Genomic DNA, 16,398 nt, shown 5'->3' with positions numbered 1-16,398 from the left:
CCTAAAAGTTTCATAGGCATTTGTAGTAATAATTATCAGGTCTACAAGCTTTTTTGATAATTTGTCATCTATCTTGTCATAACTCTTAATTAATTCAGTTAATTCAACAGTTGCTTTTCGTCCTATATTATCACCCAACCAGCCAAATACTACAGCTCCAATAGGTCGGAAAACAAAGGTAGAACAAAAAGCAAATGCCCTCATTAGCGAGGTTGTTTTAGGATCCGTTGGTTCAAAAAATAACTCATTAAGCAATGCCGCCATATGGATATACAACATCAAGTCAAAATATTCTAGGAATGTTCCTACTGATAGTAAACCAACGGCTTCTTTTTGTTCTCTTGTCAAGCTAGTTTGCTGATTAGGGGTAATCCTAGTATTTTCTTGAACAGTTCCGCTCATAATTGACTCAACTAATTATTTTTTTCGGCTAACCAACCAATAGGATAATTCCCACACTCTTTTGCCAATTTGTCAAAATAAAATAGCCCATAGGCAAAACCGATAATTACAGGAATCATAATAAACCATAATCCATAATTGCCAAAATGGTCAACAAGATATACAAAACCAAAAGAGGTAATAACAGTCATTAAAGCTCGAGATATAGCAAATATCATGCTAACACAGGTAAAACGCTTAAATACCGGAAAGCTTTTATAACAAATGGGAAGAGTAGGACTTAAGCATTTCTTCCATAAAATCATACAAAATTGAATTAGAAATAACTGGTAAGGAGCATTAACATTATTCAATAAATATGGACAAAATATGATAAAAATAGAACTTATGATCAGTATAATTTTCATGATTAATAATGGATATATTTTTAAACTTAAATAACATAATATTAATGTGATTGAGAGTTCCACTAGACAAACAACAAAATTATGCTGAACAACCTCAGCCATTGTATAACCAAAGTTAGTTTTTAAAATATTACCGCAATATATGTAAATAAAATAAAAACATATCGGAAAAGCACATTGTAAGAAAAAGAAAGCTATTATTGTTTTGTTATTAACTTTTTCTTGCCATGCGGGATGCTCTTTTAAGCTAACTGTATCGGTATTAGTTTTTTCAAAGATTTTTTTGATTCGACGTTTAGCATCAGCAAATTCCGGTGTTTCTCGTAAGGTTGTTCTAGCTACAGAGCCAACCAATGCAATTGCTGCACCAATCCAAAATGCTAGACGCCAATTAAATCCATGTGAAGTGACAAGTGAGGCAATACCTAAAGCAGCTATCTCTCCTAGTCCTCCAAAAGCCCCTATCAATACCACACTTGCATATTGAGCTGGTGGTTTAATTGTTTCCGTTAAATAAAGATCTGCCCCTATCACCTCTCCCATAGAAGATATACCTTGAGCAGCACGACAGATAGTCACTATCCAAGCTGCCGTAACCCCTATCTGAGCATAAGTAGGTAGATTAGCTATCACCAAACATGACACAGCCATGATAAAAGTTGTAATGATCACTGTTGATTTTCGTCCTATATTATCACCTAACCAACCAAATATTACTGCCCCAACAGGTCGGAAAACACAGGAAGAACAAAAAGCAAATGCCATCATTAAAGAAGTTGTGTGAGGATCAGTAGGCTCAAAAAATAACTCATTAAGAAAAGCTGCCATATGGATATATAGCATTAAGTCAAAATATTCTAGGAATGTTCCTATTGATAGTAATCCTAAAGCTTCTTTTTGTTCTTTTGTCAGGCTAGTCTGCTGATTAGGGGTAATCCTAGTATTTTCTTGAACAGGTTCACTCATAGCTAACTCAAGTAATTGTTTTTTTTTCGGCTAACCAACCAATAGGATAATTCCCACACTCTTTTACCAATTTTTCAAAATAACGTAGCCCATAGGCAGAGCCAATAATTAGAGGAATCATAATAACCCATAATCCCCAATTGCCAAAATTATCAGAAAGGTAGGTAAAAGCAAAAGCAGTGACTATATACATCAAAGATCGAGATATAGCAAATGTAATGCTAACACAGGTAAAACGTTTAAAAACCGGAAAGCTTTTATAAAGAATGGGAAGAGCAGGTCCCACACATTCATGCAATAAAGATATAACAAATTGAATCGGAAATAATTGGTAAGGAGCATTAACATTATTCAATAAATATGGACAAAATATGATAAAAATAGAACATATAATTAGTGCAATTTTTACGATTAATAATGGATATATTTTTAAACTTAAGTAACATAATATTGATATGGTTAAGAACTCTACTAGACAGACAATAAAATTATGCTGAATAACCTCAGCCATTGTATAATTAAAGGTATTTTTTAAAATATTGCTACAATATATATAAATGAAATAAAAACATACTGGTCCAGCACATTGTAATAAAAAGAAAGCTATGATGGTTTTTTTATTAACTTTCTCTTGCCATGCGGGGTGGTTTGTTAAGCTAGCTGTATCGGTATTAGTTTTTTCAAAGATTCTTTTGAGTCGACGTTTGGCATCAGCAAATTCTGGCGTTTCTCGCAAGGTTGTTCTAGCAATAGAACCAATCACTGCCACTGCCGCACCAAGCCAAAATGCCAGACGCCAGTTAAAACCATGCGAAGTGACAAGTGAGGCAATTCCTAAAGCCCCTAATCCTCCCAAGGAACCACAAACCGACATTAATCCGACACTTGCATATTGGACTGGTGGTTTAATCGTTTCCGTTAAATAAAGTTCTTCCCCTGTTATTTCTCCCATAGAAGATACACCTTGTACAGCCCGACAAATGGTCACTATCCAAGTAGCTGTTATCCCTATCTGAGCATAAGTAGGTAGATTAGCCATTACTAGACATGAGCTAGCCATTATAAAAGTTGTGATGATCACTGTTGATTTACGCCCTATATTATCGCCCAACCAGCCAAATAATACTGCTCCAATGGGTCGAAAAACAAAGGTAGAACAAAAAGCAAATGCCATCATTAATGAGGTTGTGTGAGGATCAGTTGGTTCAAAAAATAACTCATTAAGAAATGCTGCCATATGGACATATAACATCAAGTCAAAATACTCAAGGAATGTTCCAATTGAAAGCAATCCAACAGCTTCTTTTTGTTCTTTTGTCAGGCTAGTCTGCTGATTAGGGATAATCCTAGCATTTTCTTGAACAGCTTCGCTCATAGTAGTTGACCTGATTTTGTTGTTGATGTTGGATAATCCATATTTCTCCAGTTATTAATTTTATTAAACATAATTTCTATTGTGTCATTTCGACCCCACGTCATTGAGAGGAAGACCGTAGGTCAACGAAGCAATCCAGTAGATGTGGATTGCCACTACACTCACGTGGTCTCGCAAGGACGGTTTGAATATTAATAACTTATTTGGGTTAGATTTATTATTTTTATTAGGTTATATCGAATAAATATAACAGATTTTTATTCTCCACTAATAGCTGTTCTCATTATTTCTGCAGAATTGCTTATTTTTTTCATTCTTCAATGCATTATAGCTAACCCGTTAATGTTTTAGATAGCCTCTCCGTCATTGCGAGGAGCTACTTTAGTAGTGACGAAGCAACCCAAACTGCTATTAGCGAAACCACGTAGTGGTTGTGGCAATCCACATTTACTAGATTGCTTCGTTGACCTACGGTCTTCCTCGCAATGACGTTACTCTATTTAAAACCCTTTCCTCTTCTAACTTTCAACAGTTGTAGTATTGTTGCCCCTACACCAATTGGCATAGGGGTGATTTATTATAAACTTTGATACTACATAATGTCACAACACATATGAAGCTCAGTCGTCTTTCCAGCTAGCACTATACCTTCTTCTTCCGAGTCAGACGTATCAGGACAAGTTTCGTACGAAGTATCATGCCGGGAAGAAGATGCCCCCTGACCTGCGTGAGATTGCCCACAATACAATTCTAATTGTTTATCAGCCCAAACTGCAGCAGACAAAGAAATTTCTGCATCCTTGTTTGGATATTTTGTGGTAATGACTTTAATAGCCTCAAGCCATTTTTTAGCTTCCGAATCAACATCTTTATGATCTCGTTGAGGCAGCAATTCTTTGCAAGATGGATCGCCTAATTTAGCTCCAATAGATACGTAAAGTTTATCCTTATATTCACTCTTTTCTACTCCTAAACCTTCGCGATAAAGGTAAGCAAGCCCAGCAGCAGATTCTGCTTTTCCAAAAAGTAAGGATTCGTTCCAACATCTAGCAACTGCTTTGTACCCACCAATCACTTGAGGTACTAAACCAACCTGTTCTTTTGCACCTTCCGCCTTGTCAAATTGTTCAGAAGCATAATTATATAAATTATTACTAGTGCGTAATGTAGTTTTATTTTAGTCTAAATATCTTTTTGGAGAGTCTTTCGATTTTGCCATAATTTACCTATTATTTAATGATTACCTTTGTTTGTCACCTTTGTGTAGAGTAGTAAATTTGGGATTAGGAGTTGACACAGGTTTTAGAGAAGCAGGCTTTGCCTCAGATAATCCCTTAGTAATATGCTGTTCTAAGTGCTTTTCTGATACTTGATTCATTATTTCAACTTGGTCATCATATCCTAATCCTTGTATCATTTTATCTCCAAGCTTACGTGATTCGTCTTTAAGAGTTTTATTAAGATTGGTTGTTGGTGTTTTATCTTGGTCAATAGTTTTAGAATCTTGTGGTGTTTTATCATTTGCTACTTCAGTTAGCTTAGAGGGGGAAGATGGTACGTTAGTTCCTGCTATTTCAGGTTCTAAATTTTCTGCATTTTTAGTTTTATTGGTAACTTCACTACGCAGCAATGTGTCATTAACTACTCCATTGCCAGCAATAGCCTCTTCTTGATTTTTAAGTAAAGTAGTAAATTTACTTAATTTCTTATGTTTATCAGGATCTGTCTGTTGTAATTGTTTAACTAACTCATCAAGATCATTAAATTCCTTATCTTCATTTTTATCCGCCTCTATCTTCTGAACCTTAGCATCCATCTCATCTTTCTGCTTTTGAGCTTGTTCCACAACTGGAGCAAAATCTGTAATTTTCTTATCCTGATGTTTTATTTTTTGCGTTACTGCTTCAAGCACACTTGGTGAATGGATTTCTTTCGGTTTTTGTTTCTCTTTCTCAGCTTCCTTTTCTAACCTTACCTTCTCTGCTCTTAATTTTTTATCGTGCTTCATTACTCCATCGTAATGTTCATTTATTTTATCACGATGCTCAAGTAAATTTTTATATTCTGTATTTTGTTGTTTAATCTGCTCTTCGCTCTTTACCAGTTTTTGCAGTTTACTTTCTACATCTTTGCCATCTTTAAGATCTTTAACCACATCACGCAATTGATTGGTCTCGCTTTTCCTTGCGGTCAAATATGCATCAGCATTTTTGTTAAACTCTATATGTTGTTCTTTTAATTTTATGCTCTCTTGATGAAACTGTGCTGATTGCTCAGCTTCTAGCCTTTCAGCCTCCTTTTCTAAAAACTCTATTTGTTCTTGTAACTTAGTTCTAGCTGCCCCGGCTTCCTCCTCTTGCCTGTAATTAATCATTTGTTCAGCACGCTGCTCTTCCTTGGCAACAGCAGCTTGTAAAGATTCTAAACTTTTTAGTATTTCCGCTGGAAGATTACTAGCCAACAAACTGCTTATGGCACTATTGAGTCTTGCTAGCTCAGCCGGGTTAGTAGTATGCAGCTGAGATTTGATGTCATTAATAACATTCTCAAACTGACTAACATAAGCAGAGTCTCCTTTGCTCATATTCCCATCATCAAAATCATCAGCCATGTTATATTTTGCCATATTATTGGGTTGGTTTACGTTGCCATATTTTAATTAGAATCAATTCTAAAATAATAGTCAACTAATTTTTTTAGTTAAAAATATTTATTTTTCATTAACTAACACAATACCCAATATTCTACTCATATGCTGTACGATTTTGATAATCAACATCTCTTTGATCTCAGCCTATATTTTTACCAATATCTCTTTTTCCCTTCTAATTCTGTTTATAGAACCGTGATATTGTTACAACCAAAATTTATTATTTCAATTTTCTGTATTATTTTTTCTTGCTATTAATTAATCAAATATATCAAAATACTATTTTAGTATTAATAAATATTAAGGTGAAGAGATGATAGGGGATCAATCGGAACAAAAAAGTTTAACAATGGAACAAAAAGAAGCAGTTGGACTATTATCAATTGGAACATTTTTAGAATATTTTGATCTGATGTTATACGTTCATATGGCTGTACTTCTTAATGAGTTGTTTTTTCCAATTGCTGATCAGCATACTACAGCAATTTACTCTGCTACAGCTTTTTGCTCTACATTTATTTTTAGACCTGTTGGAGCATTAATTTTTGGTTATATTGGGGATACAATAGGACGTAAATCAACTATTATTATTACAACCTTCATGATGTCAATTTCTTGTGTTGTCATGGCTAATTTACCAACTTATGAACAAATAGGAGTGGCTGCCGCTTGGCTATTAACAATATGCCGAATTATTCAAGGAATATCTTCTATGGGAGAGATAGTGGGAGCAGAGCTTTATTTGATTGAAATCACGAAACCACCAATACAATATCCGACTGTTGCATTAATTGGAGTATTCGGTGCTGTAGGACCAGCTGCTGCTTTAGGTATAGCAACCCTTGTTACTTCTCATGGCTTTAATTGGCGGATAGCTTTTTGGATTGGTGCAGGAATTGCACTTATTGGATCTGTGGCAAGGTCAGCTCTTAGAGAAACGCCAGAGTTTGCTGATGCTAACCGTCAATTACAAAGAACTATTGCTAAGGTTTCGAATATTATCACTATAGATCAGAGAAAAGTGGAGGATAATCCTATAAGGAAAGAAAAAAGTAACAATACAACTATCCTGTCTGTGTTTCTAATAGGATGCGGTTGGCCAGTATGTTTCTATATTATCTACGTTTATTGTGGTAGTATTCTAAAAACCTCCTTTGGATATAATTCTGCACAGATTATTCACCATAATTTTATTATTTCAATTGTACAATTATGTTGGTTTGCAATATTAGCGTATTTAAGTTACTACATTCATCCATTAAAGATTCTTAAGGTTTTTGCCATAATATTTACCTCTTTTATTTTAGTTTGTCCTTAATTACTCACCCACCTTAATAGTCCGTTTGAGTTGTTATTACTTCAATCTTTTGCTATTCTTTGTGTTATTGGTGAATTACCAGCAGGCCCTGTTCTGTATAGACATTTTCCTATCTTTAAACGATTTAGTTGTGCTAGTCTTACATTTGCTTTATCACGCGCTGTAATGTATGTTATTACTTCTTTTGGAGTAGTATATTTAACAGAATATTTTGGTCATTGGGGGTTATTAATTTTAATGATTCCAGTTATTTTAGGGTATGTGTTTGGATTATTGCATCTAGAAAAATTGGAGAAAGTGACTGGGAATTATCGATAAAAGTATTATACAGATTATGTTCAACAAACTGTAGCATAGATAAAGTCTTCTGTGATATAGATAAATTTTGATAACATAAAGCTACTAACTTTTGCGTTATTATTGGTATTCTTAAATACATAGAAACGATTATAAATTCTTCCATTGTCTCTTGAATTACCTTCTTTATTTTCTCCGGTGATTTAGCTCCTAGCGTTTCTAAATTATGAATCCGATCAAAAATTTTAATCAGTGCTACATCATATTTTTTTTGTTGAAATAATATATTTAATGTTTCCGCCGAGCTAATCTTGCCATGAGGTTTGACCCTAGTTAGGTCTTGCACTTGACTAGCAACCTGATCCCCAAAAACATAGAAAATCATCTTTTCGGTCAGCTGTGTATCTTCAATGGTGTCGTGCAGTAATGCGGTAACAATCATGTCTGTTCTGAAATATTTTGGAATTCTTAGTGCTGTGTACTGGGCAACCATATATGCTACCTCTATTGGATGGGAATAATACGGCTCGCCGGACTGCCTCATTTGACTGCCATGATATTTTTTAGCATAGTAGATGCCTTTTTTTACTACATCAATATCTATTGGTTGCTTTACTTTTGTATTTAACAAAATTAATTCATTAATCAACCTTTCAGCATATTCACAAGACTGGTATATTGAATTATTACAATAGTTATTAGTATCTCCCATAAGAAACCATAATGCTCTAATTATAAAGTCATTATAAACTATAATTTTTACTACTTAAAGCATTTATTACTTTTTATTTTTAAAAATATGCATATTTTCTAATCTTGTTGTATAAATTACAGTTTCATATCCATAAAGACAATATCCAATAATTCACCGGCATGGGATATGGTTTTGATAGTTAATAGCTCCTTAATTTCGTGTGGTATTTTAGCCAGATATCTTTTATTACTTTAGGGAATTATTACTTAATGATGCCAATTAAGAGCTAAATTTGCATAATTTGGCATTCTTGTAGTATTTTAGCAATATACTTTTTCTATCAGTATGGTATCATAAGGAGGCAAAATTATTGGTATTATAGTGAAACCTATTGAATTAGGTGATATGAATAGGAATAATCTTTAAGAAATTATCGCTGCATCCTTGTCGCCTAATATAAAGGGTTTCACTATATTAAAGTTTTATAACTAATTAGAAAATCAATAATCTTTACAATAGATTTAATTTAAATTAATATATAGTTTTTTGTAGTTTGATTGCTAAACCATTGTAAATAAAATATTTAATAGAAGGTATAAAATGCTAGAACATAACTCAGATCAAGAAGATACATGGCGTAATGAATTAGGAGAAACATACGAAGAACAGGAAAGTCTTTTAGATCGGGAAGAATCTGTCAGAAAACGCAATGCCATTATATTTGTTTTTATTCCTATGCTAATTGGATTCCTAACATTTACTTATTTTTTCCTTAACTCAATAGAAGAAAAGAACAAACTGAGGAATCAACAACAATCAACTATTAGCGATAGTCAAAATACCAAGAAAGAAAATAATTGAAAAAAGTTAGGAAATAGAGGGAACGTTTGCTAACCTGAATATTGCATGAGAAGAGGTTTATGGTATGGTTGTATGAATTTTGAAAATTAAAAATTAGCAAAGTAGAGAAAAGGGGGTAAAAATGCTCTAAAATCGATAATTTTCTGATTTTAGATAAAATCCCCCCTTACCCCATTTTATCTAAGCACCGGGAACAGTGCTAATTTAGCTCATTCTAGAGCTAAAACCTGCAATATATCATTCCATATATGTTGATAAGGATATGAAGAAGATAGCAGAAACTTGATACGTCTGCTATTGCGAATAATTACTGCTCCGATTTTGAACAATTTCAAACGTATCGTTCCTACCTGTGCTTTAGCTAATTCAGTACCCTGCAAAAACTTGTCACGTATATATTCTACTAATGTATAGGCAAGGCTCGATAAAATTAGTCTGAGTTGATTAGCCCACCATTTATGGCATGAAGTGCGATCGGCAAACAGCTCTAACTGTTGCTCTTTTATACGATTTTCCATATCTCCACGCATACAGTGTCTAGGTTACTATATATCTTGGATTCTCGCCAAGGCTAGTTACTTCCGCTTTTCCAACTATCTTACGTTGACAAGTCCAGCTATCTGCTTGATAGTTAAATTCACTAAAAAAACGTTGCTTTTCTTGGGTAGCTGCAAAGGCTTGGGTTGATTGTTTCATAGTGGGTTCAAGCAGCTTGTTGAGTCTAGTATTTTGTGCTATCCCAACTATATATTTTACATTATTTTCATCGCACCAATCCAGCATCTGATGGCGACAAAATCCACCATCTCCACGAAAAACAATCTCTACCTCAGGCCATGATTGACGAAAACGCTTTACTAGTAACGATAATATTGCCCAGCTATGCTTTGCTTGCTCTTGCTTTGAGTTGCGGAGATAACTTACTAAGAGCTTTTTTCCACAAAAAACATATAAAGGTAGAAAGCAATTATGACGATAATATCCATGATAAAACTTACCCTCTTGATTGCCATGAATTTCATCATCAGCCTAAACATTGGTATACTACGCACCATGTAACAAAATATAAGAAACTGGCTCTGTACCACACTTCAGCGTAGTACCCCTTTTAACAATAATCATTCATTAAGTAACAGATGTATTATTTGCTATATTTCTATAAAATAAAGTAACCAAGCTAATTATTAAGAACAATAATCGTCGATGCCATTGGTGCGTTGATCACAGCCCGTTCATCAGCATGGTTTTGGAGTTTTGGTAACATCATTGATGGCATCATACACAAATATTTAAGTGTATGAGAGACCTCGTTTAGAAGAGTAATTCTATTGCCCCTCCAACTTAAAATTAGCTTGGCTTAACAATATTCTACAAAAAGGAGGTGAAATGGTAAAGGAAAATAATGATAAACAGAAATTGGAAATAATGAATCCTAATGCAGCAGGGATTGATATCGGCTCTAGAGAACATTATGTTTGTGTACCAGTTGGCAGAGATAAAGAAGTTGTTAAAAAATTTGCTGCTTTTACTAGTGATTTAAAAGAAATGGTAAATTGGTTAAAAGAATGTAAGATTAAGACGATAGCCATGGAATCAACAGGTGTATATTGGATACCGGTGTTTCAAATATTAGAGACTAATGGGTTTGAGGTTAAATTAGTTAATGCCCGTTATGCAAAAAATGTCCCTGGACGTAAGACAGATGTGAAAGATTGTCAGTGGTTACAAAGGTTACATAGCTATGGTTTATTAAACGGTTCATTTCGTCCTAATAACCAAATATGCGTATTGCGTAGTTATCTAAGGCAAAGAGATAGATTAATAAAAAGTAGTAGAATTCATATTAATCGTATGCAAAAAGCCCTTAATGAAATGAATATCCAATTACATCATGTAATTAGTGACATCACTGGTATTAGTGGAATGAAGATAATTAAAGCTATTATAGTTGGAGAAAGAGACGCTAAAAAGTTAGCTGAATTTAAAGATTATCGTATTAAGAGCAACAGTGAAACTATCATTAAGGCATTAGAGGGAGATTATAGAAAAGAACAGCTTGCTATCCTAAAGCAAGAGTTAGAGTTATATGAATTCTATCTCACTAAAATAGAAGAATGTGATAAATCAATCAAAGAATGTTACGAGGAATTTGATAAATATAATGGCGATGCTATTTTAGAGGGAAATGATAAAAAGCGTAAAGTAAGCAAAAATGCCCCTAAAACATTTGATTTGAGACAATCTTTATATAATGTATCAGGGATAGATTTTAGCAAAATACCAGGATTTGATGTATTAACCGTGCAAACAATGATAGCGGAAGTAGGTTTAGATATGAGTAAATGGAAGACAGAAAAGCATTTTACTTCATGGCTTGGTCTTAGCCCTAATAATCAAATTACTGGTGGAAAAGTTTTTAAAACAAGAACCAAGAAAGTAATTAATAAAGCAAGCATAGCACTTCGAATGTCTGCTTTGAGTTTAGGGAAAGGGAAATCGGCACTAGCTGGTTATTATAGACGGATGAAAAACAAGATTGGGTCACCAAAAGCCATTACTGCTACTGCAAGAAAATTAGCATGTTTATTTTATCGGTTACTAAAATACGGTCAGGATTATGTAGAGCAAGGAATTGAAGCATATGAAAAGCAATATCAGGAAAAAATGATAGAAAATTTAAGAAAACAAGCGGTAAAGCTAGGTTTTGAGCTGGTTACAATAGAACCTTGCTAAAATACTTTTTAGCAGTTTCTTAGAAGAAGAAGAAGGTTACCGTGGTCAGGAGAAAATAATTAAAGTAAGGAATTCCTACCAAGGAATATGTGAGAGATGATAATATTGATGGTGAATAAGACAAACCTTAGCTTACGAAAAAACTGGTATCTTCATAGGCTCATAGAAGCCGTCGCAATGATAATGTTAAAGTTCGTAAGTTAGCGAATTCCATCAAGGCTAAGGCACTTTATTGAGCCTTAAGTCGAATACATGAGTGCATTTGCTTTTTTTCTGTCAAGTATTATTTTTTCTTGCATTTTTGGGTAGTTCCATACATGACGCTAGGCTGTTTTCCCTGTGACTTTAAATACCATGCGTAAGGTAATAAAAAAGTAAAATAAATAATGGTAATAATAATAAAAGTATAATACGATGTAGAAACAACAATTAATATCAACAATAAAACAATGAGGATAATAATGTCTAAATCTAGAGAAGAAATAATTGTAGAGATGCAGCAGAAAGCTGCAGAATTGGTTAAAACTTGTTCTGCTAATAATGTGGTAGGACCGAAAGGAGAGCCTAAGCGCGCTGCAGTTGAGGAGTACCTATCCTATTTCAACGAAGAGATAAACGAGTATTTTAAGAGCAAAGAAGTATCGGTAGATCTATTATTAGATACTGTATATATTATGCAAGTATTAGCAAGCTGTCGTATGTACTACGACCATAATGGAGAAAAAGCTCGGGAAATATTACTTAGCTCTAAAAAATTGGCAGAGCAGTATGTATTAAATAAGAGTGCTGTTCCATTTGATTTTAATAGTTAGCCAGCAGAGGTATTGGAAGCGCTTCGTGTAGCTAAAGATTTACCGGAAATGTATACAGGTATAATCTACTTACTAGGTAGAACTTATATGTATCAAGGAGATAAGGTTGATGGCGAGAAATATTTTGAATTATCCGAATATTTAGGAAAGAAATTAGAGCTTTTTGAGGGATGTTTAAGCGCCAGGAGTGGGCTTCAGATAATACTAAAAGAGGAAGCAGAGAAGGATATAAAAAATGGAGATTACCAGCAAGCATTAGAAAAAATAAATAAAGTTATAGAGAAATATAAAGAATTAAGAGATTCTAGTATAGAATGTAAGGAGGGGTATAAACCTGGTACAGAAGAAGGATATGAGAAGTATAATTTGGTTGTACCAGCTCAAGATGCTTATAATAAAGCAGAGTGTGATGAACAATTAGCAAAATGCTTATCTATAAAATTTGACGCTCTTCCAAAAGGAGAATATTCAGGATATGTACAGGAAATAGCCGATCAATTTGTTGGGAAGGATGAATCGTCTGCTCTATTGAAAATGTTAGTTAATCCAAGGAAGGATGCTTCTATAAAGAATACTTTAGGGCAAATATTAATAAAGCTATATGACCGAGGGGTAGATATTGGTGAACTCAAGGCTAAGTTAAGTGAATGTTTAAAGCTAACAGAAGAAGATGATTTGAATTTTATTAAGCAGATATTTACTTTAGCAGAAGCAAAAACCACAGGTAATGATTTTACCAAAGCAGATGCCAATGACGGTTTAGTAATGGTCTATCAAAGACTTGGAGAAGTGGAAGAAGCATCAAAACACAAAATAGCTAGGGATGAAATAAATAAAGCATTAAAGAGAGACGTTAAATATGAAAGTGATACATATAAAATTGATGCATCTGAAAGTGACGTTAAACTTGGAAGTATAGACACAGTGCAATTAACAAAAGATTTGCCAGTAAATCTAGAAGAAAGTACAAAAGTAGACCTGCTGGGAGGCGAACCTGATCATTCTGATATTGGATAATAAATTATAGACAGAAGAAGCAAGAGGCATTTGAATTCAAAGTTCAAATGCCTCTCAAGCTTGGGGTATTTTTAATTAAATATCAGGTTAACGAATGTAATTAGAGCTAAAATATGTGGCTAAAATATCTTACATATATAACATTATTAATTAGTGTTTTATCATTATGGCTTCCTGTCAAAGGAAAATTTAAGCCATGGCAGTTATTTCTGTCTATTTCTTTAATATTGTCCTTTGTCAGTAATATAGCTAACCTGATTGCTATTTTAGCGATTTCGTTGTTTTGTTATTTAGTATTTTCGTATCATAAATCTTCTACTAAACGGAAATGTGCCTTATGGGCTGTAGTGTTCATATTTGGAGCGGCTTTAGAGCTGCATTTAGTGCCAGGATTTAATAATTTATTAGTTTTAGATAAAATACAATTTACTCCCGATGCTTTGCCGTTTACGCTATATCTAAACTTAGATAAAACAATTGTAGGATTAATTATTATAGGCTTAACTTTAGATTTAGCATCTACTCGCAACGAATGGAAAATATTACTCTCACAAGTTTTTTATAGATTACCCATTGTTATATCAGTAATGGTATTGTTATCTATTGCATTTGGGTACATCAAATTTGCTCCAAAGATACCACAAGATTTATGGATATGGGTAATCAGTAATTTATTCTTTACCTGTGTTGCTGAGGAGGGGTTATTTAGAGGGTTTTTCCAGGAGGCATTAAGTCAGTTAAAATATAAATATTCTGAGAATATAGCAGTGCTAATACCTGCAGTTTTATTTGGGGGGATGCACTATCTAGGAGGATTAAAATATGTGATTTTAGCCACAATAGCTGGAATTTTATATGGTTGGATATATAAAGTAACGAAAAGAATCGAAGCAAGTATAATTGCTCATTTTATGCTTAATTTAACTCATATTTTATTTTTTACTTATCCAGCTATCAATAAGCTTTAAAAAATGACCAAGTTAATAACAATTATATCAGTAACTGCTGCAAGTTTGAACATAATCATTAGACTTAAAAAATAAATCAAATTGCCACTATTATACCATCCAATTAGTAAATTAACCAACAACTCTATTAGAGATTTAGACACTGTTAACAAAGTCTAATGTAATTTCCAAAATGGGAAGCAAAATATATTGCCCTAAAAGTACAAGTTTTTATTGCTTAAAGGTAAGTAAAACTTTATATTTACATAATATTTGTGTTTTAATTTAACTTAGAAGAATATAATATCCAAACTATGCATAATGTCCTTATCATCCTAGTCTCATTATTGTTAATATCATGCTCAGAAGAAGGTGATAAATCTAATGATAAAAACAAGCAACTTGGTAATAAGACTGAGCTGACTCAGGAAAAAACACCAACAGAAGAAAATAATGACAACATTGCTAATGAACCATTGAACATAATAGTAGACCAACAAGACCCTAACCGTACAACTTCAACTAATACGGATAAGCCTATAGACACGACAACGAATTCTGTAAAAACTGAATCTGCTGATATAAAGACCGATGTACAGGTTGTTAGTCCACAACAGATGCCTTACAAGCCAACGTTCAATGTTAGCCGAAATGATATAGTCCTTGGTAATATTAAGGCAAATGTAGTGGTAGTTGAGTATTTTTCTCCAACTTGCCCACACTGTGCCTATTATCATGACACAATTCTACCGAAACTTAAAGAAAAATATATTGATACTAATAAAATTGCTTACATAATTCGTGAATTTATTGGTAATAAACAGGATTTAGATGCAGCAATTTTGCAGCGTTGTCCAAATAATATAGATAGTTTCCTTAAATTCCAAAGTGTAATATTATCACAACAAGATAAATGGGGAGTCAGTAATAGATATCGTGAATTACTAACAAATATAGCTCAAATTGGTGGAGTGTCAGCAGAAACTTATGCTAAATGTCTTAATGATAACCAAATTGTTGAAACATTATTAGCCAATACTAACCTTGCTGCTAGCGTTCCAAATTTTGTTGGTACACCTACATTTTTTGTTAATGGCATGCTAACCAACGGCTATGATTTGCAAACTCTTTCTAAGGCAATTGATAAAGCATTAAATAACTCTACTACTCGCCCTATATCTAAATGATAGGAATAATAATTATATGACTAAGCAATTATATCTTACAGACACTTATCTATTTGAATCAAATGCGTATATCATAACAAAAAAGGAAGATGATAGAGGTAACTACCTCCTACTAGATCAAACAATTTTTTATCCACAAGGTGGAGGACAACCTTCTGATCAGGGCTTTATTAGGGGAGACGACTTTGTTCTAAAAGTTGTATCAGTACGCCAAGTAGAAAATGAAGTACGTCATTATCTAGAAGATACAACTTTATCTTTAGATGGTAAGGAAACTAAGTGTTTATTAGATAAAGATAGACGCATATTAAATGCAAGATACCATACTGCTGCCCACCCACTTGGTAATATAGTTGAAGCTCTATACCCATCTTTAAAAGCTATTAAAGGACACTCTTTCCCTAATGAGAGTTATGTTAATTTTCAAGGTTCTGACATACCAGATATAGATAAATTGCAAGATGATATAGATAAAATTATAGCTGTAGGATATAAAATAATAATCTTTGAAAGCGACCCCATATCGTTTGAGCAGCAATTTTATAAATTGCCTTATCACATCCCAAATAATAAAGTCTTTCGTGTTATGCAGATTGAAAACTTTGCACCTGTACCTTGCGGTGGTACACATTTGTCTACAACAAAAGAAATTATAAGTATAATTTTGGGTAAAATTAAAACAAAGAATGATATTGTATGTATTTCATATAAGCTGTAAAAGTCAAGAGATAC

General features: G+C 33.4%; 14 protein-coding genes and 2 pseudogenes. 8 read left to right on the top strand and 8 right to left on the bottom strand.

Annotated elements, in window-relative coordinates:
* Positions 1-87 precede the first annotated feature (87 nt).
* From AAGD39_RS03615 to AAGD39_RS03595, 5 genes and pseudogenes are all read right to left on the bottom strand, one after another.
* A pseudogene (locus tag AAGD39_RS03615) lies at positions 88-402 on the bottom strand (MFS transporter); the annotation flags it as partial.
* Positions 403-413: 11 nt separating this feature from the next.
* Positions 414-1,775, bottom strand: a complete 1,362-nt coding sequence (locus AAGD39_RS03610) for an MFS transporter (RefSeq protein WP_341756070.1) — start codon at positions 1,773-1,775, stop codon at positions 414-416.
* Between the two features lie 7 nt (positions 1,776-1,782).
* Positions 1,783-3,150: an MFS transporter gene (locus tag AAGD39_RS03605; protein ID WP_341756069.1), complete on the bottom strand. Its 1,368-nt coding sequence runs from the start codon at positions 3,148-3,150 to the stop codon at positions 1,783-1,785.
* Between the two features lie 592 nt (positions 3,151-3,742).
* Positions 3,743-4,225, bottom strand: coding sequence for a hypothetical protein (locus AAGD39_RS03600; protein WP_341756068.1), 483 nt, complete (start codon positions 4,223-4,225; stop codon positions 3,743-3,745).
* Between the two features lie 165 nt (positions 4,226-4,390).
* Positions 4,391-5,776 (bottom strand): hypothetical protein, encoded by a 1,386-nt coding sequence (locus tag AAGD39_RS03595; RefSeq protein WP_341756067.1) that lies wholly within the window; start codon positions 5,774-5,776, stop codon positions 4,391-4,393.
* A 337-nt stretch (positions 5,777-6,113) separates the two neighbouring features.
* Here AAGD39_RS03595 and AAGD39_RS03590 point away from each other — a divergent pair.
* Positions 6,114-7,436 (top strand): annotated as a pseudogene (locus AAGD39_RS03590) (MFS transporter).
* Here AAGD39_RS03590 and AAGD39_RS03585 read toward each other — a convergent pair.
* On the bottom strand, positions 7,366-8,127 hold the full coding sequence (locus AAGD39_RS03585; protein WP_341756066.1) for an HD domain-containing protein: 762 nt from the start codon (positions 8,125-8,127) through the stop codon (positions 7,366-7,368). The pseudogene AAGD39_RS03590 and the gene AAGD39_RS03585 overlap by 71 nt on opposite strands.
* 582 nt (positions 8,128-8,709) lie before the next feature.
* Between AAGD39_RS03585 and AAGD39_RS03580 the strand changes: the two genes are divergently transcribed.
* Positions 8,710-8,970 (top strand): hypothetical protein, encoded by a 261-nt coding sequence (locus AAGD39_RS03580; RefSeq protein WP_341756065.1) that lies wholly within the window; start codon positions 8,710-8,712, stop codon positions 8,968-8,970.
* A gap of 209 nt (positions 8,971-9,179) precedes the next feature.
* Here AAGD39_RS03580 and AAGD39_RS03575 read toward each other — a convergent pair whose 3' ends face one another.
* Together AAGD39_RS03575 and AAGD39_RS03570 are read right to left on the bottom strand one after the other, a co-directional pair.
* Complete coding sequence (locus AAGD39_RS03575; RefSeq protein WP_341756064.1) at positions 9,180-9,488, bottom strand: transposase; 309 nt, start codon at positions 9,486-9,488, stop codon at positions 9,180-9,182.
* Between the two features lie 19 nt (positions 9,489-9,507).
* Positions 9,508-9,987: a transposase gene (locus AAGD39_RS03570; protein WP_341757222.1), complete on the bottom strand. Its 480-nt coding sequence runs from the start codon at positions 9,985-9,987 to the stop codon at positions 9,508-9,510.
* 369 nt (positions 9,988-10,356) lie between these two features.
* Here AAGD39_RS03570 and AAGD39_RS03565 point away from each other — a divergent pair, with 369 nt between their 5' ends.
* The 6 genes from AAGD39_RS03565 to AAGD39_RS03540 all read left to right on the top strand — a co-directional run bounded on the left by AAGD39_RS03565 (position 10,357) and on the right by AAGD39_RS03540 (position 16,384).
* Positions 10,357-11,703, top strand: coding sequence for an IS110 family transposase (locus AAGD39_RS03565; protein ID WP_341756063.1), 1,347 nt, complete (start codon positions 10,357-10,359; stop codon positions 11,701-11,703).
* A gap of 461 nt (positions 11,704-12,164) precedes the next feature.
* Positions 12,165-12,515, top strand: a complete 351-nt coding sequence (locus AAGD39_RS03560) for a hypothetical protein (protein ID WP_341756062.1) — start codon at positions 12,165-12,167, stop codon at positions 12,513-12,515.
* A gap of 12 nt (positions 12,516-12,527) precedes the next feature.
* Complete coding sequence (locus tag AAGD39_RS03555; protein ID WP_341756061.1) at positions 12,528-13,532, top strand: hypothetical protein; 1,005 nt, start codon at positions 12,528-12,530, stop codon at positions 13,530-13,532.
* Between the two features lie 113 nt (positions 13,533-13,645).
* On the top strand, positions 13,646-14,500 hold the full coding sequence (locus AAGD39_RS03550; protein ID WP_341756060.1) for a CPBP family intramembrane glutamic endopeptidase: 855 nt from the start codon (positions 13,646-13,648) through the stop codon (positions 14,498-14,500).
* Positions 14,501-14,793: 293 nt separating this feature from the next.
* Positions 14,794-15,666, top strand: a complete 873-nt coding sequence (locus tag AAGD39_RS03545; protein ID WP_341756059.1) for a DsbA family protein — start codon at positions 14,794-14,796, stop codon at positions 15,664-15,666.
* Between the two features lie 16 nt (positions 15,667-15,682).
* Entirely contained in the window at positions 15,683-16,384 is a 702-nt protein-coding gene (locus AAGD39_RS03540; protein WP_341756058.1) for an alanyl-tRNA editing protein, read from the top strand.
* Positions 16,385-16,398 lie beyond the last annotated feature (14 nt).

Source organism: Candidatus Tisiphia endosymbiont of Nemotelus nigrinus (assembly GCF_964026475.1).
Taxonomy (GTDB): Bacteria; Pseudomonadota; Alphaproteobacteria; order Rickettsiales; family Rickettsiaceae; genus Tisiphia.
The sequence above is the reverse complement of the archived record's forward strand: the minus strand, read 5'-3'. Positions and strand labels throughout refer to the sequence as shown.

What these genes read in the sequence shown, in the direction of transcription:
- AAGD39_RS03610 (WP_341756070.1), bottom strand. Translation starts at nt 1,775, where the DNA reads ATGAGTGAACCTGTTCAAGAAAATACTAGGATTACCCCTAATCAGCAG.
- AAGD39_RS03605 (WP_341756069.1), bottom strand. Translation starts at nt 3,150, where the DNA reads ATGAGCGAAGCTGTTCAAGAAAATGCTAGGATTATCCCTAATCAGCAG.
- AAGD39_RS03595 (WP_341756067.1), bottom strand. Translation starts at nt 5,776, where the DNA reads ATGGCAAAATATAACATGGCTGATGATTTTGATGATGGGAATATGAGC.
- AAGD39_RS03585 (WP_341756066.1), bottom strand. Translation starts at nt 8,127, where the DNA reads ATGGGAGATACTAATAACTATTGTAATAATTCAATATACCAGTCTTGT.
- AAGD39_RS03580 (WP_341756065.1), top strand. Translation starts at nt 8,710, where the DNA reads ATGCTAGAACATAACTCAGATCAAGAAGATACATGGCGTAATGAATTA.
- AAGD39_RS03575 (WP_341756064.1), bottom strand. Translation starts at nt 9,488, where the DNA reads ATGGAAAATCGTATAAAAGAGCAACAGTTAGAGCTGTTTGCCGATCGC.
- AAGD39_RS03565 (WP_341756063.1), top strand. Translation starts at nt 10,357, where the DNA reads ATGGTAAAGGAAAATAATGATAAACAGAAATTGGAAATAATGAATCCT.
- AAGD39_RS03560 (WP_341756062.1), top strand. Translation starts at nt 12,165, where the DNA reads ATGTCTAAATCTAGAGAAGAAATAATTGTAGAGATGCAGCAGAAAGCT.
- AAGD39_RS03550 (WP_341756060.1), top strand. Translation starts at nt 13,646, where the DNA reads ATGTGGCTAAAATATCTTACATATATAACATTATTAATTAGTGTTTTA.
- AAGD39_RS03545 (WP_341756059.1), top strand. Translation starts at nt 14,794, where the DNA reads ATGCATAATGTCCTTATCATCCTAGTCTCATTATTGTTAATATCATGC.
- AAGD39_RS03540 (WP_341756058.1), top strand. Translation starts at nt 15,683, where the DNA reads ATGACTAAGCAATTATATCTTACAGACACTTATCTATTTGAATCAAAT.